Origin of the sequence: Vibrio aestuarianus, assembly GCF_028858425.1 — a bacterium.
In the GTDB taxonomy this organism is placed as follows: Bacteria; Pseudomonadota; Gammaproteobacteria; order Enterobacterales; family Vibrionaceae; genus Vibrio; species Vibrio aestuarianus.
Map to the genome: position 1 here is coordinate 602,823 of NZ_JAKNYQ010000001.1, position 24,829 is coordinate 627,651.

A 24,829-nucleotide genomic window follows, 5' to 3' on the forward strand; every position below is an offset into this window, starting at 1 on the left:
TTTAAGCCCACATTGCAAGAGCACAACATATGCAAGAGTACATCGAGTTTTTCCAACAAAATATGATTCTATCTTTGGCATGGGTAGGTATTCTCGTTGCCTTAATTATGAGCATCGTAAAATCGACCACTGCGGCATACAAAGAAATCACCGCAGCACAAACCACTTATCTGATGAATCGTGACAATGGTGTGGTTGTTGATATTCGCTCTAAAGAAGAGTTCAAAAAAGGTCATATAACTGATGCGGTTCACATTTTACCGTCGGATATTAAAGCAGGTAACTTTGCTAGCCTTGAAAATCGCAAGTCAGACCCAATCATTGTTGTATGCAAAACGGGTCAAACTGCGCAAGAGAGTGCAAACTTACTCGCTAAAGCTGGTTTTGAAAACGTGAATCTATTGAAAAGCGGTTTGGTTGCTTGGAATGAAGCTAACCTACCATTGGTTCGCGGCAAGAAGTAATTCACTGACAGTGGTTCTCTAGAATTGAACTTGCTTGAGTGAAAATTCATCATTTAACCTGAAGAGTTGTGATGTTTTCCACGTAATAGTGAGTTCATCTAGTCATTCAAAATTAGCTCGGTTAGTCTCAAGACAACACAGAATTTGTAAGTATTTAAGGATTAAACAATGGCTGAAGCAGCACAACAAGACGCACAACAAAATTTCGCAATTCAACGTATCTTCCTAAAAGATGTTTCTTTTGAAGCTCCAAACTCACCAACGATGTTTCAAAAAGAGTGGAATCCAGATGTGAAGCTGGATCTAGACACTCAAAGCCGTGAGCTTGGTGAAGGTGTATACGAAGTTGTGCTGCGTCTAACGGTTACTGTAAAAAATGCTGAAGAAAACGCATTCCTATGCGAAGTTCAACAAGGTGGTATCTTCACTGCAGATAAAATGGAAGCAGGCCAATTGGCTCATTGTTTAGGTGCATTCTGCCCTAACATTCTATTCCCATACGCTCGTGAAACTATTTCTAGCTTGGTGGTTAAGGGTACATTCCCACAACTTAACCTTGCACCAGTTAACTTTGATGCATTGTTTATGAACTATCTACAACAGCAAGCGTCTCAAGGTGAACAAGCTGAGGCTTAATCGCTATCAGCGTTAGCATTTAAGGGGCGGTTTATTTTCACGGCTCTTAATGATTAAAAATGCACAAAGCATCCCAAAGACTGACGGTGCGATGTGCATTTTTTATTTGTCTCTGTTTAATTTTTATTACCAAGGCTTAGTTTGTTTGACTGCCCAAGGCTAATAAATGGTAAGCAGCATCAGCAGAATGATACCTAAGCCATTTTATAAATTGTTTAAGAGCAACACTGAAAATGGTTTAGGTATAAAATAAATACACTAATAGTTAATGGGCGAAACAATGACAGATCCTAAAAGTATTTACGGCAAAGAGATTGCAATGACAGTGATTGGTGCTGGTTCTTACGGTACATCTCTGGCGATTTCTCTGGCGCGTAATGGCGCAAATGTTGTTCTTTGGGGACATGAAGTTGAGCATATGGCTCGCCTTGAGGCTGATCGTGCTAACCATGAGTTTTTGCCCAATATTGATTTTCCACCGTCACTAATTATCGAGTCTGATTTACAAAAAGCGGTGCAAGCGAGCCGAGATCTATTGGTTGTGGTACCAAGTCATGTGTTTGGTATTGTCTTGAAGAGTCTCAAACCGTATTTGAGAGAGAACTCTCGGATCTGCTGGGCAACCAAAGGGTTGGAGCCGGAAACTGGACGTTTATTGAAAGATGTAGCACACGATGTGATAGGCGATCATTATTCATTAGCGGTATTGTCTGGTCCAACGTTTGCCAAAGAGCTAGCGATGGGCATGCCTACGGCAATTTCTGTTGCGTCGCCTGATGAGCAGTTTGTGAAAGAGCTGCAAGAAAAAATCCACTGTAGCAAAACGTTTCGAGTTTATGCCAATAGTGATTTTATCGGCATGCAATTAGGTGGTGCGGTTAAGAATGTGATAGCAATTGGAGCCGGGATGTCTGATGGTATCGGTTTTGGTGCCAATGCCCGTACAGCGTTAATCACTCGCGGTTTGGCGGAAATGTGTCGCCTTGGTGCTGCGCTAGGGGCACAGCCGGAAACCTTTATGGGCATGGCTGGGTTAGGCGATTTAGTACTGACTTGTACTGATAACCAATCACGCAACCGTCGTTTTGGTTTAGCATTGGGACAAGGCAAAGAGGTGGATACTGCTCAACAAGAAATTGGCCAAGTGGTTGAAGGTTACCGTAATACTAAAGAAGTATGGGTGCTAGCACAGCGAATGGGTGTTGAGATGCCAATAGTTGAACAAATCTATCAAGTGTTGTATCAAGGTAAAGATGCACGTATGGCGGCTCAAGATCTGCTGGCACGCGATAAAAAAGCGGAACGATAATTCATTGCCCATAGTATCGGTGAGGAGACTCATCGCACGGCAATCTACATTGACGCTCTAGGGATTGAATTGGTAAGGGTAATGAACCAACGATGAAACATTGCGAAAAATTCAAAGTTTGGCAAGCGATAGTCAAAGAGGCACGTGAGCAATCAGAACAAGAACCGATGCTGGCTAGCTTTTATCATGCCACCATCATCAAGCATGATAGCTTAAGTTCAGCACTGAGCTACATATTAGCCAATAAGCTGAACACTGCGTCGATGCCAGCCATGGCAGTACGTGAGGTGGTTGAAGAAGCTTTTGCCGCTGATTGCAGCATTACCGAAGCGGCGGCGTGTGATATTTGCGCGACGGTTAATCGTGACCCTGCGGTTTCTATGTACTCGATGCCTCTGCTTTACCTGAAAGGCTATCATGCATTGCAAGGATATCGTGTTGCCAATTGGTTATGGAAACAAGGGCGTGTCGCTTTGGCAACTTATTTCCAAAATCAAATCTCAGTGGCTTGTCAGGTCGATATTCATCCAGCAGCTCGAATTGGTCGCGGTATTATGTTGGATCACGCGACAGGTATTGTGATTGGTGAAACCGCTGTGGTGGAAAATGATGTCTCAATTTTGCAGGATGTGACACTTGGCGGTACAGGTAAAGAATGTGGTGATCGTCACCCGAAAATTCGTGAAGGTGTGATGATTGGTGCTGGTGCCAAAATTCTAGGCAATATTGAAGTGGGTGAGGGGGCTAAAATTGGTTCTTGCTCTGTGGTACTGCAAGCGGTTCCCCCACATACCACGGTAGCTGGCGTTCCGGCTAAAATTGTCGGTCGTCCGCAAACCGATAAGCCTTCTTTAGATATGGATCAGCAGTTTAATGGTCGCTCGCAAAGCTTTATCGGCGGTGATGGTATTTAAATAAAAAAGGTGATGCTTTTGCATCACCTTTTTTTATCGCTGGCGTTAAGCCATGGCGTCAAGTTCAACAAGCACTTCTTCTGCCCATTCAACCCAAGCTTGACGAAGCAAAAGGTTGCGACGCAGTGTCAGGCGTTCAAGACGTTGTTGCTTATCTAAGGTCGCAGGCGTTGCATAGTACGCAGATTCAATCTCTTGGTAATGAGCAACTAATTTCTTTGACTCTTCGATTAACTCACCCAGTTGAACTCGGTAAGGCGTTGCTGGCTGTACAGCACAAGCGATAAGCTTAGCACTGAATTCGTCACGAACAGTCGGGTGTGCAGTCGGTTGATCAAACCACTCACCTAATGCTCGACGACCTAAATCCGTGATGGAGTAAACTTTACGATCAGGCTTACCTTCTTGAGGCTCTAATACGCAAGTAACAAGGCCATTTTGACCCATTTTATTTAATTCACGGTAAACTTGCTGGTGGCTGGCTTTCCAAAAGTAGCCAATGCTAGCTGAGAACTCTTTCGTGATGTCGTAACCTGTGGCATCGCGTGTGCTCAGAACGGTTAAGATAACGTGTGGTAATGACATGTCTTCAATCCAAATGGTTAATAAACGATGAAACCAATCGCGTAAACTCTTGTTGTGCTTCTGATGGCATCAATCTTGGTTGAGTTTAAGCAACACCAACTTATCGTATGTTGGTTGTGTCACCTTAAAAGCCGTTTATCACCTAGGAGGTAGTACGCATTGCGCATACCAATCTGCGATTTGTTGTGTTTATATGGTTTCGCAGAGGAGCGGTATTATATCTAAATAATAAGCATAAAGTGGAATACTTTGGGTGTGAATACCTAAAAAGCTGATAATATTCTCAATAATTTTATTCGGTCAAAATAAAAGGCCGCATAATGCGACCTTTTTTTGTTTTTATGGAATAAAAAACTACCATTTAACCTGTATTACGCATTCCTGCTGCTATGCCAGCAATCGTTACCATTAGTGCTTCTTCTAATTCTACCGATGGGGTCTCTGTTTGACGGGTACGATAGAGCAACTCTGCTTGCAGCATATTCAATGGCTCAACATAGATATTACGCAGACGAATTGATTCAAGACCCCAAGGGTCGCTTTGCATCAAATTCTCGTTGTTTTCCACATTAAGCACTGCTTTGATGTCTTTCTGGAGTTGAGTGCGCAGACGATCACCTAGTGGACGCAGCGATTCATCGACTAAGCGTTCATCGTAGTAGCGTGAAATTTCGATGTTGCACTTAGAATACACCATCTCCAGCATGCCTAAGCGTGTGGAGAAGAACGGCCATTCACGACACATATCTTCAAGTAGCGCTTGGTGTCCTTTATCTATCGAGTATTGAATCGCTTCACCAGCCCCTAACCATGCAGGAAGTACTAGGCGGTTTTGGCTCCAAGAAAAAATCCAAGGAATAGCACGTAAGCTTTCAACCCCACCATTTGGATTACGTTTGGCGGGACGAGAACCGAGAGGTAATTTACCCAGTTCTAGTTCAGGGGTTGCTTGACGGAAATAAGGCACAAAGTCTGGTTCGCCACGCACAATGTTGCGGTATGACTCACAAGATACTTCTGATAAAACATCCATCAAATCACGCCAATCTTGTTTTGGCTCTGGCGGTGGAAGTAGGTTGGCTTCCAAAATTGCACTAGCGTACATATTGAAGCTGTTAATGGCCACTTCTGGCAAACCAAGTTTAAAACGAATCATCTCGCCTTGTTCGGTTACGCGTAGGCCACCTTTCAAGCTTTTTGGTGGTTGGGAAAGTAGCGCTGCGTGCGCTGGCGCACCACCACGACCAATCGTACCGCCACGGCCATGAAATAGTGTCAGTTCAATGCCCGCTTCTTCGCTAACTTTAACCAGAGCATCCATTGCGCGATATTGCGCCCAACCGGCTGACATTACACCTGCATCTTTAGCAGAATCAGAATAGCCAATCATCACCATTTGATGGTTTTGAATAAAGCCGCGGTAGAGATCAATACTCATCAATTGGTTGATGACCGCTTCGGCATTGTTTAAGTCATCCAATGTTTCAAATAGTGGACAGACATCCATGCGATAAGGGCAGCCAGATTCTTGCAGTAATAAGTGTACTGCGAGCACATCTGATGCGGTACGAGCCATGGAAATGACATATGCTCCAAAGGCTTCACGAGGTTGTGCGGCAATAATCTTACAGGTATCGAGCACTTCTTGAACTGGCTCTGATGGTTGCCAGTCACGCGGCAATAGGGGGCGCTTTGAGCTGAGTTCATTAGTTAGGAAAGCAATTTTGTCTTGCTCACTCCACTGGTCGTAATCACCAATGCCTAGATAGCGTGTCAGCTCAGACAGTACATCGGAATGACGAGTACTTTCTTGGCGGATATCCAAACGTACTAAATGCACGCCAAAAGCTTTGATACGGCGTAGTGTGTCAAGTAGCGAACCGTCAGCGATGACACCCATGCCACATTCATGCAGTGATTGATAGCATGCCAGCAGCGGCTGCCATAATTGGTCGATATGCTGAAGCGGCGCTTTGCGTGCCAATTGCTGACCATTGATTTTCGCTTCAAGTACTTCCGTGGTTTCAGTCAATAGCGTACGTAAACGCTTTAGAATTGCACGGTAAGGTTCGTGTTCATCTTCACCAGCAAGCGCTCGCAATGCATCACTGCATTTAGTCATTGATAGTTCACTGACTAATTCATTGATGTCGCCAAGGTACAGGTCAGCTGCTTTCCAACGAGAAAGTAACAGCACTTCACGGGTAATAGTGTGAGTAACGAATGGGTTACCGTCGCGGTCTCCACCCATCCAAGATGAGATATGCACTGGGCGCGCATCAATCGGTAGCCCTTCGCCTAAGTAACTTTCTAGGCGCTCATCGAATTCACGTAAGAACTCTGGTATGGCTTGCCATAATGAATTTTCTACTACCGCAAACCCCCATTTTGCTTCATCAAGAGGGGTTGGGCGCTGCTTACGGATAACATCGGAATGCCAGCTTTGGGCGATTAATTGTTCTAAACGGCGCTCGGTTTTTTGACGCTCTTTGAAAGAGAGATCGCTCAATTCAAGTTTCGATAGACATTCATTGATCTTAACCAATTTGTTGATCATGGTACGGCGTGTGATTTCTGTTGGGTGAGCGGTGAGAACGAGCTCGATATTCAGATCACGTACCGCTTGAGCGGCATCCAGTTTGCTGATTTTATTTTGATTAAGTTTGGCAAACAGAGAGCTGATGGCATCTGGTTCACAAACGTGTTCTTCGCAGTGACGAGAAATAGTATGGTATTGCTCAGCCATGTTGGTTAAGTTTAGAAATTGGTTGAAAGCGCGAGCAACGGGAGTGAGCTGTTCATTAGGAAGGTTTTTAATTTCCTCTACCAAACTGTCTCGGTCGGCTTGATTACCGTTACGTGCTGATTTGGAAAGCTTTCGGATGGTTTCCACTTTCTCTAAGATAACGTCACCATGAGCATCCTGTATGGTATTGCCTAGCAACCGGCCAAGCATGCTCACGTTACTTTTGAGCGCAGCGTATTTTTCGTTCATTGTCGTCCTGCCTTGTAAAAAAATTACATCCAATGTTCCTTGCTAGGTACACAATCTAGCGAAAAGATCCCTTCCGAGTCAAATAAAGCAGACTAAGTTTCCATTTATTGCTTATGTTACGGTTTTTGACGTCTTGATGAATAATTTGCATTAATTACTGAAATTTTATTACAAAAAAAGCCTTAAAGGTGGACCCTTTAAGGCGCTGTATATTTTCATCTTCGAGAATGTCGTTCTTAGAAGCAGTATTTGTACATCGCTTTTGACAGTACATTGATGGTTGGATCAATAAATTCGAAGGCCAAGAACTCATCAGGTTGATGGGCTTGGTCTATGGAACCTGGTCCAAGTACTAACGTTGGACATAACTGCTGTAAAAACGGTGCTTCGGTACAATAATTAACTGTCTCAGAAGGTGTGTTACAGATCTCTTCAACCCCTCCGATAAAGGGGTGGTCATGCTGACATTCATAACCTGGGATCGCTTCATGCAATGCGGTAATTTCAATCCTGCCCGGCCATTTAGCCGCAACTTCGTTGAGTGCGCCACGTAGCATGTTATCTAATCCATCCAAGCTGATGCCTGGTAGCGGGCGAACATCATAATGCAGCTCACAGCAACCACAGATACGGTTCGGGCTATCGCCACCATGAATATGGCCCAAATTTAAGGTTGGATTAGGGATGGCAAACCCCGGGTGATGATACTCTTTGACCAGTTTGTCACGCAGTTGCATTAATGCATACATCACTTCGTGCATAATCTCTATCGCATTTACCCCCAAAGCTGGGTCAGATGAGTGGCCAGATTTACCCGTCACTCGAATGGCATTCGCTACGTGTCCTTTATGACCACGAATAGGCACCAAACTGGTGGGTTCACCGATAATGCAGTAATCCGGTTGGAAGGGGGCATTCTCAGTAAAATGACGAGCACCAAGCATGGTGGTTTCTTCATCGCACGTTGCCAGTACATACAGCGGTTTACTCTGTTTACTCCAATCGACCTTCTTCACCGCTTCATAAATGAATGCAAAAAATCCTTTCATATCGGCCGTTCCTAATCCATAGAAACGATCATTGGCTTGAGTCAGTGCGTGAGGTTCAAAGCTCCAACGTCCTTGATCAAAAGGGACTGTGTCGCTGTGCCCCGCAAGCAGCAATCCACCTTCACCGCTGCCTTTTTTCGCGATTAGGTTGTATTTGCCAGGAGCAACGGCAATGGTTTCAACTGTAAAACCTAAGCTGGAAAACCACTCTGACATCTTATTAATCACATTTTCATTACCTTCATCCCAGCTCGAGTCAGTGGAGCTAATGGAAGAGGTCGAAATCAGGCCTTCATAGACCTCAAGAAAACTGGGTAATTGCATATTATCTTTGCTCCTAGTATTGACAGAGTAATCGCGAGAAGGTAAAACACATATTAAATCACTTTGTGTGAATAAAAAACCGAAATATGCGGTGTTTTCTGAAATTTATAGTCATTTTTGAATTGTCTTTTTTACTTTGAAACTGGATGTCACAAGATGTTAAAAACCACAATTATCGGAGCTAGCGGTTATACCGGAGCTGAGTTGGCTTACATGGTGCAAAAGCACCCACAACTCACGCTATCAGGTTTATATGTTTCCGCCAATAGTCTAGATGCAGGAAAGCCAATGGCAGAGCTGCATGGCAAGCTTGCGGGTGTTGTGGATATGTCGATTCAACCATTGGTTGATCCAGCCAAAGCAGCCAGTGAATGTGATGTGGTGTTTTTAGCAACCGCTCATGAGGTTAGCCATGATTTGGCGCCGATTTTCCTTGAGCAAGGTTGTCAGGTTTTCGACCTTTCTGGTGCTTTTCGAGTTCAAGGTGATGATTTCTACACAAATTACTACGGCTTTGAGCACAAACATGCGCAGTGGCTAGAACAAGCTGTTTACGGTTTAGCTGAATGGAATGCTGAGGCGATCCAACAAAGCCAACTGATTGCTGTTGCAGGTTGTTACCCAACGGCATCGCAACTCGCGATTAAACCATTGGTGGAAGCTGGACTACTTGATAGTAAGCAGTGGCCAGTTATCAACGCAATCAGTGGTGTGACTGGTGCAGGCAGAAAAGCGAGCTTAACCAATAGCTTTTGCGAAGTCAGCTTACAGCCTTACGGTGTATTTACGCATCGTCATCAACCAGAAATTGCGACGCATCTTGGTTGTGAGGTGATTTTCACTCCTCACCTTGGCAATTTTAAGCGTGGCATTTTAGCGACTATCACCATGAAACTGGCTCACGGTGTCTCTGAGCAGCAAGTGCTTGAAGCATTTGAGCTGGCTTATGCCAATAAACCAGCGGTCAGAATTAAGCAAACATTACCAAGAATTCAAGATGTCGAGTTTACGCCATTTTGTGACCTCGGCTGGCGAGTACAAGGTGAGCATATTATCGTCGTCTCGGCGATAGACAATTTATTAAAAGGTGCATCAAGCCAAGCGATGCAGTGTTTAAACATTCATTACGGTTTTTCTGAGCTAACAGCTTTGGTGTAAGCCACCAAGCGTAAGGGTTAAATATGACAGATACAAAGCAAAATCCATTAGTGATTAAGTTAGGCGGCGCGGCGCTGTCTTGTTCGGACACGCTAAGCAAATTGTTTGGCGCAATCGCACAGTATCAAGCCCAAGCTCAGCGACGAATTGTCATCGTTCACGGTGGGGGCTACCTAGTGGACGAGCTAATGGCGAAACTACAACTGAAAACTGTGAAAAAAGACGGTTTACGGGTAACGCCTTACGAGCAAATTCCGTTGATTGTTGGTGCGTTAGCAGGAACTGCTAACAAGATGCTACAGGGTCAGGCGATTAAAGATGGTTTGAACGCGGTTGGCTTATCTCTGGCTGACGGTGGGTTGTGTAAAGTGGAAGAGTTGGATCCAGAACTCGGCGCGGTGGGGAAAGCATCACCAGGGGATTCGCAAATTCTACAAGCCATTCTTGCTGCTGGTGGTTTGCCAATCATTAGTTCGATCGGTCTGACTGCTGAAGGTCAGATGATGAATATTAATGCGGACCAAGCTGCGGTTGCGGTGGCAGGCGCATTAGATGCTGAGTTGGTACTGCTTTCAGACGTTAGTGGTGTATTGGATGGTAAGGGGCACCTTCTTGCTAGTCTCAATGAACAACAGGCTAATGCACTGATTGCAGGTAAAGTGATTACCGACGGCATGATCGTCAAAGTCAAAGCAGCATTAGAAGCCGCCAATGATTTAGGTCGTCCTATTCAAGTCGCTACATGGCGCTACCCAGATAAGCTAAGCAAATTATTTGCGGGCGAGAGCATTGGTACACAATTCTTGCCTCAGTCATAAATTAAAAATTTTGGTAAGTTGTTTAATAACGACTTTCGATAAGAAGTAACCCAGAGCACTGACCGCCAAGCGCAGCGCCGGGAAAATTGGAGAAGTAAAATGAGCAAAGTTCAAGTTAATAAAGTAGTTGTCGCATACTCTGGCGGTCTAGATACATCAGTGATCATTCCGTGGTTAAAAGAGAATTATGATTGTGAAGTCGTGGCTTTTGTCGCTGATGTTGGCCAAGGTGAAGAAGAATTAGTCGGCATTGAAGAGAAAGCTAAAGCGTCAGGCGCTTCAGAATGCTACGTAGTGGATCTAAAAGAAGAGATGGTTGCTGAATACATCTATCCAACACTAAAAACAGGCGCTTACTACGAGGGTAAATACCTACTTGGAACGTCAATGGCTCGTCCAATCATTGCCAAAGCGCAAGTTGAAATTGCGCGTAAAGTGGGCGCGGATGCACTGTGCCACGGCTGTACGGGTAAAGGTAATGACCAAGTGCGTTTTGAAGGCGCGTTTGCCGCGTTAGCACCGGACCTACATGTGATTGCACCATGGCGTGAATGGGATCTTGTTAGCCGTGAAGAGTGTCTGGATTACCTAGCAGAGCGTAACATTCCGTGTGCCGCTTCTTTAACTAAGATCTACTCACGTGATGCCAACGCATGGCACATCTCAACCGAAGGTGGCGTGCTTGAAAATACGTGGAATGCACCAAACGAAGATTGTTGGGTATGGACAGTTGATCCAGAACAAGCGCCTAACGAAGCAGAATACGTGACTTTGCAAGTTGCCCAAGGTGAAGTCGTGGGTGTTGATGGAGAGCTGATGACGCCATATAACGCACTGGTTTATCTCAATGAGAAGGGCTCAAAACATGGTGTGGGTCGTATTGATATCGTTGAAAACCGTTTGGTTGGTATGAAGTCTCGTGGTTGTTACGAAACTCCAGGGGGCACCATCATGATGGAAGCGCTGCGTGCCGTTGAACAATTAGTGTTGGATAAAGCGTCTTTTGAATTCCGTGAAGAATTAGGCGTTAAAGCATCACACCTTGTTTACGATGGTCGTTGGTTTACTCCACTATGTAAATCGATCATGGCAGCGGCTGACCAGTTAGCCCAAGACGTCAACGGCGAGGTGGTGGTTAAGCTGTATAAAGGCCAAGCGACAGTGACTCAAAAACGTTCTGAAAACAGCTTGTATTCTGAAGAGTTTGCTACCTTCGGTGAAGATGAAGTGTATGACCAAAGTCATGCTGGTGGTTTCATTCGCCTTTACTCACTAGCAAGCAGAATCAGAGCACTTAACGAAGCAAAGAAAAACCAATAACCTTCGTTGATTAGCGTATTATGAAGCCCATTTGCTTAGCAAATGGGCTTTGTTGTTACAGTAACCTTGAATGATAAATTAAAATTTAAAATTCATGAATAATTATGTGAAATAAGTGAATTTTTACTTTGTTTTTCCTTCAGGCTGCGGTAAGTTATCACCATACAAAAAAGAAACTGAGTTCAATCAGATTCCATCGTTGCACACGCAGTGAATAGCGAGCATTTAGGAGAGACACAATGGCACTATGGGGCGGCAGATTTACCCAAGCAGCAGACACTAGGTTCAAAGAGTTTAACGATTCACTTCGCTTTGACTACCGATTGGCTGAGCAAGACATTGTGGGTTCTATAGCATGGTCTAAAGCCCTGTTGTCGGTGAACGTATTAAGCGAAGAAGAGCAACAAAAGCTAGAACTTGCGCTCAATGAGTTAAAACTGGAAGTGATGGAAGACCCAGAGCAGATCCTACGCTCTGATGCTGAAGATATTCACTCGTGGGTAGAGCAGCAATTGATCGGCAAAGTCGGTGATTTGGGTAAAAAACTGCATACGGGACGTTCTCGTAATGACCAAGTCGCGACGGATTTAAAATTGTGGTGCCGCCAGCAAGGGCAACAGCTACTGCTTGGCTTAGACCGTTTACAAACGCAACTGGTCTCAGTGGCGGAGCAACATCAAGCGACAGTATTACCAGGTTATACGCACTTACAACGCGCTCAACCTGTGACCTTTGCTCACTGGTGCTTAGCCTATGTAGAAATGTTTGAGCGTGATTATTCTCGTCTACACGATGCAATTAGGCGTTTAGACACCTGCCCATTGGGTTCTGGTGCACTAGCAGGAACGGCATACCCTATTGATCGTCAGCAGTTAGCTCATAACTTAGGTTTTCGTCGTGCTACGCGTAACTCACTAGATTCTGTGTCGGATCGGGATCATGTGATGGAATTGATGTCGATTGCGTCGATCTCTATGCTGCATTTATCGCGTTTGGCTGAAGATATGATCTTCTACAACTCTGGTGAGTCTGGCTTTATTGAACTGGCGGATACCGTGACCTCTGGCTCTTCCTTGATGCCACAAAAGAAAAACCCAGACGCGTTAGAGCTTATTCGGGGTAAAACGGGTCGGGTTTATGGGGCGTTGGCTGGCATGATGATGACCGTTAAAGCGCTACCATTGGCGTATAACAAAGATATGCAAGAAGACAAAGAAGGGCTGTTTGATGCGCTCGACACTTGGAATGATTGCATGGAAATGGCGGCCTTGTGTTTTGATGGTATCAAAGTGAATGGTGAACGCACACTTGAAGCCGCTAAACAAGGTTATGCCAACGCAACAGAACTCGCTGATTACTTGGTCGCTAAAGGGATTCCTTTCCGTGAAGCTCACCATATTGTGGGTGTGGCGGTGGTCGGTGCTATCGCTAAAGGTTGTGCATTAGAAGAATTATCGATTGCTGAACTGCAAGAATTTTCGCCAGTAATTGAAGATGACGTGTACGCCATTTTGACCATTGAATCGTGTTTGGAAAAACGTAGCGCGTTGGGTGGTGTCTCGCCGACTCAAGTGGCTTATGCGGTTGAGCAAGCACAAGCACGGCTAGATAAACGCGACACTACGGCGGTGAAAGTTCGTCCTGCGCGTTTGACTGATATCGAAACGTTAGAAAGCATGGTGACTTACTGGGCGAATATGGGTGAAAACTTACCTCGTTCACGCAATGAACTAGTGCGAGATATTGGTTCGTTTGCGGTTGCTGAGCATCATGGTGAAGTTACAGGTTGCGCATCGTTATATGTCTATGATTCAGGTTTAGCGGAAATTCGCTCATTGGGAGTGGAAGCTGGCTGGCAAGGTCAAGGACAAGGGCGAGCTATTGTCTCGTATTTAGTTAACAAAGCTCGTCAAATGGCGATTAAAAAAGTCTTTGTATTAACGCGTACGCCAGAGTTCTTTATGAAGCATGACTTTATCCCGACCTCAAAAACATTACTGCCAGAGAAAGTGCTGAAAGATTGTGAGCAATGTCCTCGTCAGCATGCGTGTGATGAAGTTGCCCTAGAAATTAATTTGGTCGAACAAGTTATCGCTAAGGTTAAGGTTGCATAACACAATGAATCTTATAGGTTAAATGTATTTTCTTGAAAAGATCTAAAAAAGATCGATTTTTGGGGAACAAATAAGGAAAAGCCCGGTCTATACAAATACCACTGCTTTTTCTTAGAAGAATCTAAGAAGGCCCCAGACCTGATATTGGTTTTGGGGCTTTTTTCTTTTAGTCGGAAAGAGAAGAAGTGTTGGCAGGGCGATCAATGGTTGTCTTGGCTACCATTACGTTTACGCCAAGGAAGAATCACAAACTTCATCCATAGATGTAGAAATAAAAGCCCATTAAAAGTAAATCCTGCCATTAGTAATGCTATTGATTCGATGCTTTTCGGATTGTCCTTGCATAGCCACCACCACACGACCCAGCACAGTACAGACAGCGTTGTGAGTTGGTCCATACAACGTTGACAGCGGCCTATTTTTTTCCAAAACCATGATTGTTTGCAGTGATTACAAGACATAGTGACCGAGCGTAGACAATAGATATCAGCAGTATATACCTTTCAATCCGTCTCAAGAAATAAGTGGCCACAAATTCAGTCAGAACAGAAGCACGATCAAAAACGGCCGCATTGCAGCGACCGTGGTAATCGAAGGGTAAATTAACAGCCAGGACCACAATCCAAACAGTGTTTGATCATCTCTGGCCCCAGATGCAGTTTGGCATTTAAGTCACGCAGTGCGGTGCGAACGCCTTCTTCAATGACTGGATGGTAAAATGGCATATCCAACATTTGTGAAATCGTCATTTGGTTTTGATGCGCCCAAGCGAGTAAATGTGCTAAGTGTTCAGCGTTTGGCCCCATCATCTCTGCGCCTAAGAAGCGGCCTGTGCCTTGCTCGCCATAAACATGCAATAGCCCTTTATTACGTAGCATCACACGTGAACGACCTTGCCCCTCGAATGATACTTCACCTGTTGCAAAACAGCCGCAATTGCCCAAACGTGTCGTTAACTGTTTATAGGTTTCGCCAACCATCGCAATCTGTGGGTCAGAAAATACTGCGGAAATCACTGAGCGTCTATGCCCAGCGCGAATATCAGGATAGCGCCCGGCGTTATCACCAGCAATACGACCTTGATCTGCCGCTTCATGCAGTAGTGGGATTTGATTACTTGCATCACCAGCGATAAAAATATTATCGACAGAGGTTTGCAGCGTGTAATGATCCGCGGTTGGTATGCCACGTTCGTCCAGGGCTATATCGGTATTGTCAATTGCTAGCTTATCAACGTTTGGACGACGTCCCGTTGCGGCCAATACATAATCAACAATGAAAATTTCAAGCTGCCCCTCATGGTTGATAAATTGAATCTCAACCTTATCTTCACCTTGCCCATCAAGTGAGGAGATGCGTTTCATGCTTTCTACTTTAACATCTGCATCTAAATAGAATTCTTCTTTGAATGCTTTATCAGCATAAGCCATGATTTCAGGGTCAGTTAATGGACCAACTTGACCGCCTAAACCAAACAGTTTTACTTTAACACCTAAGCGGTGCAGCGCTTGACCTAGTTCTAAGCCAATAACGCCCGGTCCAAATACGGCAACCGCTTGTGGTAAGTCATCCCATTCAAATACATCATCGTTAATAACAAGACGATCACCTAATTCATTCCAGATAGCAGGATAAGCGGGGCGCGATCCTGTGGCGATCACGATGCGTTTGGCATTAATTTGAGTGTGATCATCAACGGTCAATGTATGGTTATCGACAAACTGAGCATAGCCAGAGATCTTATCTTCAGCAGGGATCTCATCTACCCCTTCCAGTACAAACCCAACAAAGCGGTCACGCTCGCGTTTAACGCGATCCATCACTTCGCGGCCATTAATCACAATTTCACCTTGTGGGTGCACACCAAACGCTGGCGCTTTTTCAATGTTGTGCGCACTTTCAGCGGCGGCAATGAGTAACTTCGAGGGCATACAGCCAACTCGAGCGCAAGTTGTACCGTACGGGCCACCTTCAATCATAACTACGCTTGAGGTATGTGCTTTTGCTGCACGGTAAGCACCAAGCCCAGCGGTACCTCCACCAATTACGGCAACATCAACGTTTAATTGTTTCATAATGCTCTTCTCTTTATTCTGGATATGTCATTGTTTTCGTTGGGGGAGGTCCTAGGGAGTACTCCCTAGGACTGAGGGTGATTAACCTAAGTAAGCTTCTAGTTCTTCGCTACCGCCGATGTGTTTACCACCGATAAATACTTGAGGAACCGTCGTACGACCTGTGATAGCTCGTAAGCTTACAGTCGTTGCATCTTTACCTAGAATCACTTCTTCATATTGCAGACCGTGGTCAATCAGGTTTTGTTTCGCTTTGGCACAGAAAGGACAGCCAGGCTTGGTAAATACAGTGATCGATTCTTGTGTTTTATACTCTGGTGCTACGTGTTTTAGCATAGTGTCTGCATCAGATACTTTGAACGGGTCACCCGGTTCGTTTGGTTCGATGAACATTTTTTCTACCACACCATCTTTCACTAGCATGCTGTAACGCCATGAACGTTTGCCAAAACCTAGGTCATTTTTGTCAACTAGCATGCCCATACCATCGGTAAATTCACCGTTACCATCTGGGATGAAGGTGATGTTGTCAGCTTCTTGGTCATCTTTCCAAGCGTTCATGACAAAGGTATCGTTGACTGATACACATAGGATTTCATCAACACCATGCTCTTTAAATACTGGGAACAATTCGTTATAGCGTGGTAAATGGCTTGATGAACAAGTTGGTGTAAATGCACCAGGCAAGCTAAATACGATCACTGTCTTACCTTTGAAAAGTTCATCAGTAGTGATATTGACCCAAGCATCACCTTGACGTGTTGGAAAAGTAACTTGTGGAACAGCTTGGCCTTCTTTTGATGCGAACATAGTCGTTTCCTTTTAATTTGTGAGTAATTATTGTTGAGCGTGGTGGTTTTATTCCCAACCGTACTCTGCTCTGTTGAAGCTATTATTAAAGAAATTCTTTGATAGCTCTAATCGTTTGATGCTATGGTTTTGATAGGTGGGTTCTATTGAGGCTAAAAATGAACATCCGTGATTTTGAATACTTAGTATCATTAGCTGAGCATAAACATTTCCGCAAAGCGGCAGAGGCATGCTTTGTGAGTCAGCCCACGTTGAGTGGCCAAATTCGTAAATTAGAAGATGAATTAGGAACGGTATTACTGGAACGCAGTAGTCGCCGAGTATTGTTTACCGATTCAGGTTTGCAGTTGGTTGAGCAGGCAAAACGTATTCTTAGTGAAGTCAAAACGTTCAAAGATATGGCCAGTGGTCAAGGGGGCTCAATGAGTGGACCCATTCATATCGGCTTTATTCCTACGGTGGGGCCTTATCTTTTGCCGCGCATTGTTCCTTATCTAAAAGAGCAGTTTCCTGATCTAGAGCTGTATTTACATGAAGCTCAAACTCAGCAGTTGGTTCGTCAATTAGAAGAAGGAAAACTCGATTGTTTAATTCTCGCTTCTGTTGCTGAAACGGCACCATTTAAAGAGATAGAGATTTATAACGAGCCACTGAGCATTGCTGTGCCTACTGGCCATGAATGGGCGCAGAAAGATGAATTGGACATGCTTGAGCTAAATGGTCGCACAGTATTGGCATTAGGTGATGGCCACTGCTTGCGAGATCAGGCGCTAGGCTTTTGCTTTGCTGCTGGTGCAAAAGATGACGAACGCTTTAAAGCGACCAGTTTGGAAACGTTGCGTAATATGGTGGCGGCGGGGGCGGGTATTACTTTATTACCAGAGTTATCTTTACCTGCCGAAAAAGAAAAAGATGGCGTCTGCTACGTGAAAGCAGTCAACCCAGTTCCATCGCGCAGTTTGGTTTTATCTTATCGTCCAGGCTCCCCACTGAGACAGCGCTTTGAACAACTTGCCAATGCGATCACATTGAAATTAAAAGCAAAATAAAAAAAGAGGCTGATAGGAATATCAGCCTCTTTGCTAACCGTTATTGGCTACTATTGGTATTAAAACAGTTCTTCACCAGCAGAAGATGAGTACACGCTGTCGGTTACTCTTTCTGCAACATATTCTTTGGGTTCAGTACCTTGAACGAAGTATTCGAACATGGAACTTGAATCAAATTTGTTGGTTAATAAACCAGTTTCTCTATCAATACGTACCCGTACGATGTTGGCTGGCACCAGCTTATTTTGCGCAGGAACATCGACCAATGATTGACGCATGAACTCGATCCAAGCGGGTTGCGCAGTTTTTGCTCCGGCTTCAGCCCCAGAAACACCGTCATCATCGACGTTACTGTTTTCGGTGGTTCTACCTAAATTACGATTGTGATCATCAAATCCGACCCATGCAATGGCGACGACACCTGGTGCATAACCGTTGTACCAAGCATCTTTAGAGTCATTGGTGGTACCGGTTTTTCCGCCAATATCTCTGCGTTTGAGTTGTTGTGCACGCCAACCTGTACCATTCCAGCCAGTGCCTTCACGCCAGTTACCGCCCCCCCAAATGTTGCTGTACATCATTTCGCGAACCAAGAAGGCATTTTGCTCTGAAATCACTTGTGGAGCATAGTTGGTTTCAACATCTTGTTCTGCAAATTCGTTTTCTACCACCGTCGTACATTGTTGGTGGCAGACCACTTTGGGCGTAGCTTGGTATTCTAAATCACCAAATGGACCTTCGACTTTGCTGATGTAATACGGTTCAACATAATAACCACCGTTAGCAAAGACCGAGTAACCCTGCGCCATTTTAACTGGCGTTAAACTCCCAGCACCTAATGCTATGGTTTCTGAGCGTGGTACTTGGTTAATGTCGAAGCCGAATCGAGTCAGGTACTCTCGCGTTTCATCAAGACCGACAGCACGCAGTACTCGCACGGCCATAACGTTTTTCGACTGTGCTAAACCAATGCGTAAACGTGTTGGACCAATATAAGTCGGTGGCGAGTTTTTGGGACGCCATGCCGTGCCTTGGCTCTTATCCCATTGATTGATTGGCGCATCATTAATTAAAGTCGCCAAAGTCATCCCTTTATCAATCGCTGCTGAATAAATAAATGGCTTAATACTGGAACCAACTTGACGGACTGATTGAGTGGCACGGTTAAACTTATTGTGGACAAAGTTAAAGCCACCAACCAATGCTAATACTGCGCCATTTTCAGGATCCATGGCAACAAAAGCGGTGTTAGCATTAGGAACTTGGCTTAAATGCCATTGTGGTTCTAAGTTTTGTATCTCATTTTCAGTGTCGCTATTCGCATCGCTGTTGGTTTTGGCTACGTTACGTACCCAAATTTGTTCGCCAACCGCTAAAATATCGCTCGCTTTGTTGGGAACAGGTCCTTGACGTTCATCGCTCAAGAAGCGGCGTGCCCAGTTCATGCCATCCCACTGAATATCTTGTTGTCCTTGTCCTTTAACCCATACGCTTGCTGATTTATTACTCACCGCTGTTACAATGGCTGGGGACAAATCACCATAAGTCGGTTCATTTTTCAAATGGTCGTCCATTTGCTGTTGGCTAAGAGCGGCTTGGTCTTCTTTCCAAACGATTTTTTCTGCACCGCGATAACCATGGCGTTCATCATACGCAAGTAGGTTATTGATCGCCGCATTGTTGGCGGCTTGTTGCTGCTTAGAATCGACGGTGGTGGTCACAATCATACCTGATGTGTAAGCCTCTTCACCGTAGCGCTCAACCATCCACGCTCGGGCAATTTCAGCCACATAAGGTGCGTTTAGCTCGATTTCTGCACCGTGATATTTCGACATCAAAGGTTCATTACGCGCTTGCTCATATTGTGTTTGGGTGATGTATCGTTCATCGAGCATTCTCTGTAGTACAACGTTGCGGCGGTTGGTGGCTCGCTCAACAGAGTAAATAGGGTTCATGGTGGATGGGGCTTTTGGTAGACCTGCAATCAGTGCAATTTCACTCAGCGTCAAATCCTTCACTTCTTTACCAAAGTAAACCTGTGCAGCCGCGCCAATTCCATATGAACGGTAACCAAGGTAAATTTTATTAAGATAAAGCTCTAAAATTTCTTGTTTGCTCAGCAATTGCTCAATATGAATGGCAATAAAAATCTCTTTAATTTTTCGCATAATCTTCTTCTCATTTGAGAGATAGAAGTTGCGCGCAAGTTGTTGAGTAATCGTACTTGCCCCTTGCTTAGCACTGCCTGATGCGACAACGGCAATTGCGGCACGGGTGATACCTATTGGGTCGAAACCATAGTGTTCATAGAAACGACTGTCTTCGGTGGCAATGATTGCTTCGATAAGTTCGGGTGGCATCTCTTCAAGGCGCAATGGAATGCGGCGCTTTTCACCAAACTGAGATATGAGCTTGCCGTCTTGGCTATAGACTTGCATTGGAGTCTGTAATTGAACATCGCGCAAAGTCGCGACATCAGGAAGATCTGGCTTCACGTAAAAATAGAAGCCAAATATTGTAGTGACTCCAAGAATAATGCAAATCAATGACAGTATGAACAAACGCTTTATGAACTTCACCGGATAATCCCTGTTTAGTAGAGGTTGCCCTAATGCAAACCCTTGTACTCTAGGCTAAAAACTTAGCTCTAAAAATAAATTATTGCTTATTTAACCTCAAAATAAGCGCGTTGAGCCGAGCATAGTCACTGGAGCTAAGCCGCATGGGTAAATCATTAGTTACGGGTATAGATATTGGCCACCATAGTATTAAAGCGGTGGTCTTAAAGCCAGTGAGTGGGTCGTATGTACTGGTTGGGTACAACGAATTACCTATTACTGAAGACATTTTCTTCGATAACCACACACTGAATTATCAGAAAATTGTAAAGAAACTCAAAGAACTAAGAAAGGGGTTACCATTATTTAGTCATAAAGTCGCAGTTTCAGTACCGGACAATGCAGTAATTAGCAAAGTATTACAAATAGATAGCTCTCTTGATGTTCGTGAAAAAGAGTTCGCCATTTATCAGGCATTTTCTCATCAATCTCCTTTTCCAATGCAAGAGTTAAGTCTCGATTTTGTCAAAGTAGCCGAAAAAAAACATTCTCGGGGTCCAACAGAGCATTATCAAGTATATGCAATCCGCAAAGAAGTGGTGGATTGCCGAGTTTTAGCTGTGCAAAAAGCGGGCTTTACACCCATCAATATCGACATGCAAGCGCACAGTTTATTACACATTTGGCAGTTAGCCAGCCAAACCAACCAGCGCAACGATTGGTTACTCATGGACGTGGGCTATACGCAAATAACGTTGTGTATCGACTTTAGTGATAAGGCTCCTTTTCATAAAACCATTGCACTTGGTTGTCAGTGGTTGGAACAGAAATCGGATGCGCATGGTGCTAACGCCAAACCAGTGGATAACGCAGAGCGATTTATTGATCAGTTAATTGAGCGCTTACAAAGGCAGATTCAACTGTTTACGTCAATCAATGGCGCGGGTCGACTATCGGGGGTTTGGCTTTGCGGTGGAGGAGCAAGCACTCCAAAATTAGCCGCTGAAATTACTTACCGTTTGAATCTTCAATGTGAAATTTTAAACCCCTTTTCTTTGTTTGATCTGCAAGCTTCTCCGAAAAAGGGAATGCTAACTGAAGGGGCGCGTTTTAGTACAGCCGCTGGCATGGCACTGCGAGGCATTGAGTGGTGGGAGAATCGGCATGTTGCAGCGTATTAACTTATTGCCTTGGCGTGAACAACAAAGAGCTGCACATCAACGCCGCTTTATTGGACTGACGATGCTAGGAGTTATATGCGCGTTAGGTATTCAGTGGGGGATTAGTCTTTATCTTACGGAGCAAGCGCAGTATCAGCAGTCGCGTTTAGATTACCTCAATCACTATATTCAAAAGCTCGATACACAAATTAATGCTTTAAAACTGACCGAACAAGAACACAAGGCATTATTGACTCGTTTGTCTGTGGTCGAGTCTTTACAGCGGCAGCGCAATACAACCACTCAGTTGATGAACCTGATGCCGCAGTTGATACCTGAAGGCGTTTATATTGATAAGCTCAAAATGCAGGGGCAAAAAATTGAAGTGATGGGTATTGGTGATAGTACAGCGCGCTTGGCCACTATGTTAGACAATTTAGAAAAATCACCGTTATTAGCTGAAGTGGAAATGCATTCGATAGTGCATGGTAAGCAACGATTTGGTAAAGCGTTCCAGACATTTAGTCTCTCTTTTATGTTTCATGCTCCTACACCGAATAGCCGCCCTTCAATGGAGAGCACCAATGAGGGAGGTCGGCGTGGTTAGTTTTCAAGATTTGGATTTAGATGAGATAACAGAATGGCCTTTGTTACCTCAGTTACTTGTGATTGTACTGTTGATACTGATTCTCCAAGGCATCGGTGCTTGGTTTTATTTGATGCCTAAAAATGATCAATTACAGCTTTTAAAGCAGCAAGAGCCGCTGCTAAAAACGACACTAAAGATAAAAGCAAGTAAAGCGGCAACTCTACCGTACTTGCAAGCTCAGCTTGATGAATTGGCTCTACGCTATGATTTTTTACTACGCCAGTTACCCGTGCAACAGGAGTTAGCCAGTATGTTGGCTGCGGTTAATCAATTAGGGTTAGAAAGCTCACTGACATTTACTCGCATTGATTGGGGTGAAAAGCAAAATCAAGATTTCTTATACCGCTTGCCTTTGAATATCGAGTTGACTGGTGACTATCACGATATTGGTGAATTTTCACAAGCAATTGCCAAGTTGCCGCGCATCATCAATTTTGATGATGCTGATTGGCAGAGAGTTAGTCAGGAAAGTAGCACGCTGCATTTTAGGGTACGTGCCTATACCTATCAGTTTAAGCCTGAGGTTGACGATGGAATTCAATAGGTTTTTGGTGATGTTTTTTCTCATGTTCAGTGGGTTGGTTGGCTGTAAAGCCAATCAAGATTCGCTGAGTGATTATGTCTCGCAAGTGGAAGGTCAAGCGTTAAAAGAGACGGCAGAACTAAAACCGTTGATTCCATTGAACGTGGCACGCTATGAGCAGCGTGCAGGCCGCGAACCTTTTCTGTTGCCTCCTGAGGCTATAGTGGCGAACCACCCAACGGCGAAAGCTGATTGTTGGCAACCGCCAAGTCGTTCAAGAAGTGGTTTGCTTGAGCGTTACACTTTGAGCGAACTGAGGCTAAAAGGATTGATGAGCCGCGATGGTTCGGTATCCGCTTTGATACAGACCCCACAAGGCAATGTGGTCATAATTAAAGCCGGGCAATATGTAGGTGAAAATCACGGCAAGGTGACCCGTGTCGACGCCAATTACTTACTCATTAATGAAATCGTGCCAGATGGTTTGGGCTGTTGGAATAAACGCAATGTCAAATTGGCTCTGTAATAGACAGTGAATCAAATCAATTAAAAATAAAGGATTATATACAGATGGTCATGGTCTTTCGGGGTCTTCTATGCAGCCTGCTTTTGAGTATGGTTAGCCTAAGTATTGCTGCGCAGGCTCAGTTGCATAATGAACTCAAGCATATCGATTTTCGAGTCAATAAAAACCAAGAGGCGGTATTGATTGTTGAGCTTGTCTCGCCATCGGTAGCGGTTAATGTGCAAAAAGCGACAAAAGGCCTAAGCATTGAATTACTAGAAACCAAGGTGCAAGACGAAAAGCTATCTGTATTGGATGTGCAAGATTTTGCAACGTTAGTTGAAAGCATAGAAGTCTTTCGTAAAGAATCGAACACACAGTTATTGGTTACCATCAATGGTCAATACCAGTACGATTACCGTTTAAAGGGAAAGTATCTTGAGGTGGTCATGAGTCCACTCACTCAAGAAGAAGCGCCACAAAATAAACAACTATTGGCAGCCGAAGGCAAATTAATTTCGATTAACTTCCAAGACATTCCTGTGCGTAGTGTGTTGCAACTTATCGCGGACTATAACGAGTTCAATTTAGTGGTGTCTGACTCGGTTGTTGGCAACCTGACACTGCGCCTTGATGGTGTACCCTGGCAGCAAGTCCTTGATATTATCTTACAAGTTAAAGGGTTAGATAAGCGCGTTGAGGGTAATGTGATTATAGTGGCTCCTAAGCAGGAGTTAGACAGTAGAGAAAAGCAGCAACTAGAGAAAGCACGTTTGGCTGAAGAGTTAGGGGATCTTCACTCTGAGATTATTAATATTAACTTTGCTAAAGCATCGGATATTGCCGAAATGATCGGTGGCGAAGGTCCCCTGAGCATGCTTTCTCAGCGCGGTTCAATTAGCGTTGATGAACGAACAAACTCGCTACTAATCCGCGAGCTTCCCGATAATATTAGTGTAATTCGGCACATTATCGCAGCACTTGATATTCCGGTGAAACAAGTGCAAATCGAAGCAAGAATTGTGGCCGTCAATGAAGGTAACTTAGATGAACTCGGTGTGCGTTGGGGTTTTACATCGACCAATGGTGACAACACGGTAGGAGGAAGTATTGAAAGCAATTTGTTCCAAGCCGGTTTGTTAAATGAAAGTACATTGCCAGTTGATGATTTTTTGAATGTAAACCTTGCCGCAACATCAGCTAATGCCTCAAGTATCGCTTTTCAGGTGGCGAAGCTCGGGTCTGATTTGTTGTTGGATTTAGAGCTTTCAGCTCTACAGCGCGAATCAAAAGCAGAAATTATTTCGAGTCCTCGTTTGATCACTACCAATAAAAAACCAGCCTATATCGAACAAGGGACAGAAATTCCTTATCTCGAATCTTCCTCTAGCGGGGCAACCAGCGTTTCTTTTAAAAAAGCAGTGCTGAGCCTAAAAGTCACACCACAAATCACTCCAGACAACCGTTTAGTGTTGGATTTGAGTGTGACTCAAGATAGACCAGGGGAAGTGGTCAAAACAGGTACAGGAGAGGCGGTAGCCATCAACACACAGCGTATTGGCACACAAGTACTGGTTAATAATGGTGAAACCGTTGTTTTGGGTGGGATTTTTCAACACAGCATTAGTAATACGGTTGATAAAGTACCGCTGTTGGGGGACTTGCCTTTACTCGGTGTTTTATTCCGTCGTTCTTATGAACAGGTGGGCAAAAGTGAGCTACTTATTTTTGTGACTCCCAAGGTTGTCATTCAATAACTTACTGACGATATTGCCCTTGATTAAAAAATAAAGTTGCATTAGTGCCACCATATC

At 44.4% G+C, this 24,829-nt stretch carries 21 protein-coding genes; 14 read left to right on the plus strand and 7 right to left on the minus strand.

Annotated features, from left to right (window positions below):
- Positions 1-29: 29 nt before the first annotated feature.
- From MCT08_RS02895 to cysE, 4 genes are all read left to right on the plus strand, one after another.
- The gene (locus MCT08_RS02895) at positions 30-464 is read left to right on the plus strand and encodes a rhodanese-like domain-containing protein (RefSeq protein ID WP_053309584.1); all 435 of its coding nucleotides are present in this window, start codon (positions 30-32) and stop codon (positions 462-464) included.
- A 168-nt stretch (positions 465-632) separates the two neighbouring features.
- Positions 633-1,100: a protein-export chaperone SecB gene (gene secB / locus MCT08_RS02900; protein ID WP_053309583.1), complete on the plus strand. Its 468-nt coding sequence runs from the start codon at positions 633-635 to the stop codon at positions 1,098-1,100.
- 280 nt (positions 1,101-1,380) lie between these two features.
- Positions 1,381-2,409: an NAD(P)H-dependent glycerol-3-phosphate dehydrogenase gene (gene gpsA, locus MCT08_RS02905; protein WP_274677865.1), complete on the plus strand. Its 1,029-nt coding sequence runs from the start codon at positions 1,381-1,383 to the stop codon at positions 2,407-2,409.
- A 92-nt stretch (positions 2,410-2,501) separates the two neighbouring features.
- A complete protein-coding gene (gene cysE / locus MCT08_RS02910) occupies positions 2,502-3,323 on the plus strand; it encodes a serine O-acetyltransferase (RefSeq protein WP_168780560.1) in 822 nt (273 codons plus the stop codon).
- Positions 3,324-3,368: 45 nt separating this feature from the next.
- Here the strand turns inward: cysE and MCT08_RS02915 are convergent, their stop codons facing one another.
- The 3 genes from MCT08_RS02915 to argE form a co-directional block, all read right to left on the minus strand.
- Entirely contained in the window at positions 3,369-3,908 is a 540-nt protein-coding gene (locus MCT08_RS02915) for a PadR family transcriptional regulator (RefSeq protein ID WP_053309580.1), read from the minus strand.
- Positions 3,909-4,269: 361 nt separating this feature from the next.
- Positions 4,270-6,903 carry a phosphoenolpyruvate carboxylase gene (ppc, locus tag MCT08_RS02920; RefSeq protein WP_168520812.1) on the minus strand — a complete coding sequence of 878 codons (2,634 nt, stop codon included), beginning with the start codon at positions 6,901-6,903 and terminating at the stop codon, positions 4,270-4,272.
- A 236-nt stretch (positions 6,904-7,139) separates the two neighbouring features.
- Positions 7,140-8,276 (minus strand): acetylornithine deacetylase, encoded by a 1,137-nt coding sequence (argE, locus tag MCT08_RS02925; protein ID WP_274677866.1) that lies wholly within the window; start codon positions 8,274-8,276, stop codon positions 7,140-7,142.
- A gap of 156 nt (positions 8,277-8,432) precedes the next feature.
- Here argE and argC point away from each other — a divergent pair, with 156 nt between their 5' ends.
- From argC to argH, 4 genes are all read left to right on the plus strand, one after another.
- Positions 8,433-9,434, plus strand: a complete 1,002-nt coding sequence (gene argC, locus MCT08_RS02930) for an N-acetyl-gamma-glutamyl-phosphate reductase (protein WP_261915061.1) — start codon at positions 8,433-8,435, stop codon at positions 9,432-9,434.
- A gap of 23 nt (positions 9,435-9,457) precedes the next feature.
- Positions 9,458-10,252 carry an acetylglutamate kinase gene (gene argB / locus MCT08_RS02935; protein ID WP_172531883.1) on the plus strand — a complete coding sequence of 265 codons (795 nt, stop codon included), beginning with the start codon at positions 9,458-9,460 and terminating at the stop codon, positions 10,250-10,252.
- A gap of 99 nt (positions 10,253-10,351) precedes the next feature.
- The gene (locus MCT08_RS02940) at positions 10,352-11,572 is read left to right on the plus strand and encodes an argininosuccinate synthase (RefSeq protein ID WP_168520820.1); all 1,221 of its coding nucleotides are present in this window, start codon (positions 10,352-10,354) and stop codon (positions 11,570-11,572) included.
- A 239-nt stretch (positions 11,573-11,811) separates the two neighbouring features.
- Positions 11,812-13,686, plus strand: a complete 1,875-nt coding sequence (gene argH / locus MCT08_RS02945; protein ID WP_274677867.1) for an argininosuccinate lyase — start codon at positions 11,812-11,814, stop codon at positions 13,684-13,686.
- Between the two features lie 200 nt (positions 13,687-13,886).
- Here argH and MCT08_RS02950 read toward each other — a convergent pair whose 3' ends face one another.
- The 3 genes from MCT08_RS02950 to MCT08_RS02960 form a co-directional block, all read right to left on the minus strand.
- Positions 13,887-14,147, minus strand: coding sequence for a DUF3624 domain-containing protein (locus MCT08_RS02950; protein ID WP_053309573.1), 261 nt, complete (start codon positions 14,145-14,147; stop codon positions 13,887-13,889).
- Between the two features lie 141 nt (positions 14,148-14,288).
- Positions 14,289-15,761, minus strand: coding sequence for a dihydrolipoyl dehydrogenase (locus MCT08_RS02955; RefSeq protein ID WP_274677868.1), 1,473 nt, complete (start codon positions 15,759-15,761; stop codon positions 14,289-14,291).
- Positions 15,762-15,842: 81 nt separating this feature from the next.
- The gene (locus MCT08_RS02960; protein ID WP_168520824.1) at positions 15,843-16,571 is read right to left on the minus strand and encodes a redoxin family protein; all 729 of its coding nucleotides are present in this window, start codon (positions 16,569-16,571) and stop codon (positions 15,843-15,845) included.
- Positions 16,572-16,729: 158 nt separating this feature from the next.
- Here MCT08_RS02960 and oxyR point away from each other — a divergent pair, with 158 nt between their 5' ends.
- On the plus strand, positions 16,730-17,620 hold the full coding sequence (oxyR, locus tag MCT08_RS02965) for a DNA-binding transcriptional regulator OxyR (protein WP_274677869.1): 891 nt from the start codon (positions 16,730-16,732) through the stop codon (positions 17,618-17,620).
- 59 nt (positions 17,621-17,679) lie between these two features.
- On the opposite strand, the gene MCT08_RS02970 is transcribed toward oxyR, so the two are convergent.
- Positions 17,680-20,199 carry a penicillin-binding protein 1A gene (locus MCT08_RS02970; RefSeq protein ID WP_261915063.1) on the minus strand — a complete coding sequence of 840 codons (2,520 nt, stop codon included), beginning with the start codon at positions 20,197-20,199 and terminating at the stop codon, positions 17,680-17,682.
- A gap of 143 nt (positions 20,200-20,342) precedes the next feature.
- On the opposite strand from MCT08_RS02970, the gene pilM reads away from it, so the two are divergent.
- From pilM to MCT08_RS02995, 5 genes are all read left to right on the plus strand, one after another.
- Positions 20,343-21,359: a type IV pilus assembly protein PilM gene (pilM, locus tag MCT08_RS02975; protein WP_274677870.1), complete on the plus strand. Its 1,017-nt coding sequence runs from the start codon at positions 20,343-20,345 to the stop codon at positions 21,357-21,359.
- Positions 21,343-21,945 carry a PilN domain-containing protein gene (locus tag MCT08_RS02980; protein ID WP_274677871.1) on the plus strand — a complete coding sequence of 201 codons (603 nt, stop codon included), beginning with the start codon at positions 21,343-21,345 and terminating at the stop codon, positions 21,943-21,945. The genes pilM and MCT08_RS02980 overlap by 17 nt, the downstream gene beginning before the upstream one ends.
- On the plus strand, positions 21,938-22,531 hold the full coding sequence (locus MCT08_RS02985; protein WP_168520835.1) for a type IV pilus inner membrane component PilO: 594 nt from the start codon (positions 21,938-21,940) through the stop codon (positions 22,529-22,531). The genes MCT08_RS02980 and MCT08_RS02985 overlap by 8 nt, the downstream gene beginning before the upstream one ends.
- Positions 22,518-23,036, plus strand: coding sequence for a pilus assembly protein PilP (locus MCT08_RS02990; RefSeq protein WP_261927586.1), 519 nt, complete (start codon positions 22,518-22,520; stop codon positions 23,034-23,036). Before MCT08_RS02985 ends, MCT08_RS02990 begins: the two co-directional genes overlap by 14 nt.
- Positions 23,037-23,125: 89 nt before the next feature.
- Positions 23,126-24,772: a type IV pilus secretin PilQ gene (locus MCT08_RS02995; RefSeq protein ID WP_420911159.1), complete on the plus strand. Its 1,647-nt coding sequence runs from the start codon at positions 23,126-23,128 to the stop codon at positions 24,770-24,772.
- Positions 24,773-24,829 lie beyond the last annotated feature (57 nt).

Coding starts and splice junctions, on each gene's coding strand:
- MCT08_RS02895 (WP_053309584.1), top strand. CDS start 30: ATGCAAGAGTACATCGAGTTTTTCCAACAAAATATGATTCTATCTTTG.
- secB (WP_053309583.1), top strand. CDS start 633: ATGGCTGAAGCAGCACAACAAGACGCACAACAAAATTTCGCAATTCAA.
- gpsA (WP_274677865.1), top strand. CDS start 1,381: ATGACAGATCCTAAAAGTATTTACGGCAAAGAGATTGCAATGACAGTG.
- cysE (WP_168780560.1), top strand. CDS start 2,502: ATGAAACATTGCGAAAAATTCAAAGTTTGGCAAGCGATAGTCAAAGAG.
- MCT08_RS02915 (WP_053309580.1), bottom strand. CDS start 3,908: ATGTCATTACCACACGTTATCTTAACCGTTCTGAGCACACGCGATGCC.
- ppc (WP_168520812.1), bottom strand. CDS start 6,903: ATGAACGAAAAATACGCTGCGCTCAAAAGTAACGTGAGCATGCTTGGC.
- argE (WP_274677866.1), bottom strand. CDS start 8,276: ATGCAATTACCCAGTTTTCTTGAGGTCTATGAAGGCCTGATTTCGACC.
- argC (WP_261915061.1), top strand. CDS start 8,433: ATGTTAAAAACCACAATTATCGGAGCTAGCGGTTATACCGGAGCTGAG.
- argB (WP_172531883.1), top strand. CDS start 9,458: ATGACAGATACAAAGCAAAATCCATTAGTGATTAAGTTAGGCGGCGCG.
- MCT08_RS02940 (WP_168520820.1), top strand. CDS start 10,352: ATGAGCAAAGTTCAAGTTAATAAAGTAGTTGTCGCATACTCTGGCGGT.
- argH (WP_274677867.1), top strand. CDS start 11,812: ATGGCACTATGGGGCGGCAGATTTACCCAAGCAGCAGACACTAGGTTC.
- MCT08_RS02950 (WP_053309573.1), bottom strand. CDS start 14,147: ATGTCTTGTAATCACTGCAAACAATCATGGTTTTGGAAAAAAATAGGC.
- MCT08_RS02955 (WP_274677868.1), bottom strand. CDS start 15,761: ATGAAACAATTAAACGTTGATGTTGCCGTAATTGGTGGAGGTACCGCT.
- MCT08_RS02960 (WP_168520824.1), bottom strand. CDS start 16,571: ATGTTCGCATCAAAAGAAGGCCAAGCTGTTCCACAAGTTACTTTTCCA.
- oxyR (WP_274677869.1), top strand. CDS start 16,730: ATGAACATCCGTGATTTTGAATACTTAGTATCATTAGCTGAGCATAAA.
- pilM (WP_274677870.1), top strand. CDS start 20,343: ATGGGTAAATCATTAGTTACGGGTATAGATATTGGCCACCATAGTATT.
- MCT08_RS02980 (WP_274677871.1), top strand. CDS start 21,343: ATGTTGCAGCGTATTAACTTATTGCCTTGGCGTGAACAACAAAGAGCT.
- MCT08_RS02990 (WP_261927586.1), top strand. CDS start 22,518: ATGGAATTCAATAGGTTTTTGGTGATGTTTTTTCTCATGTTCAGTGGG.
- MCT08_RS02995 (WP_420911159.1), top strand. CDS start 23,126: ATGGTTAGCCTAAGTATTGCTGCGCAGGCTCAGTTGCATAATGAACTC.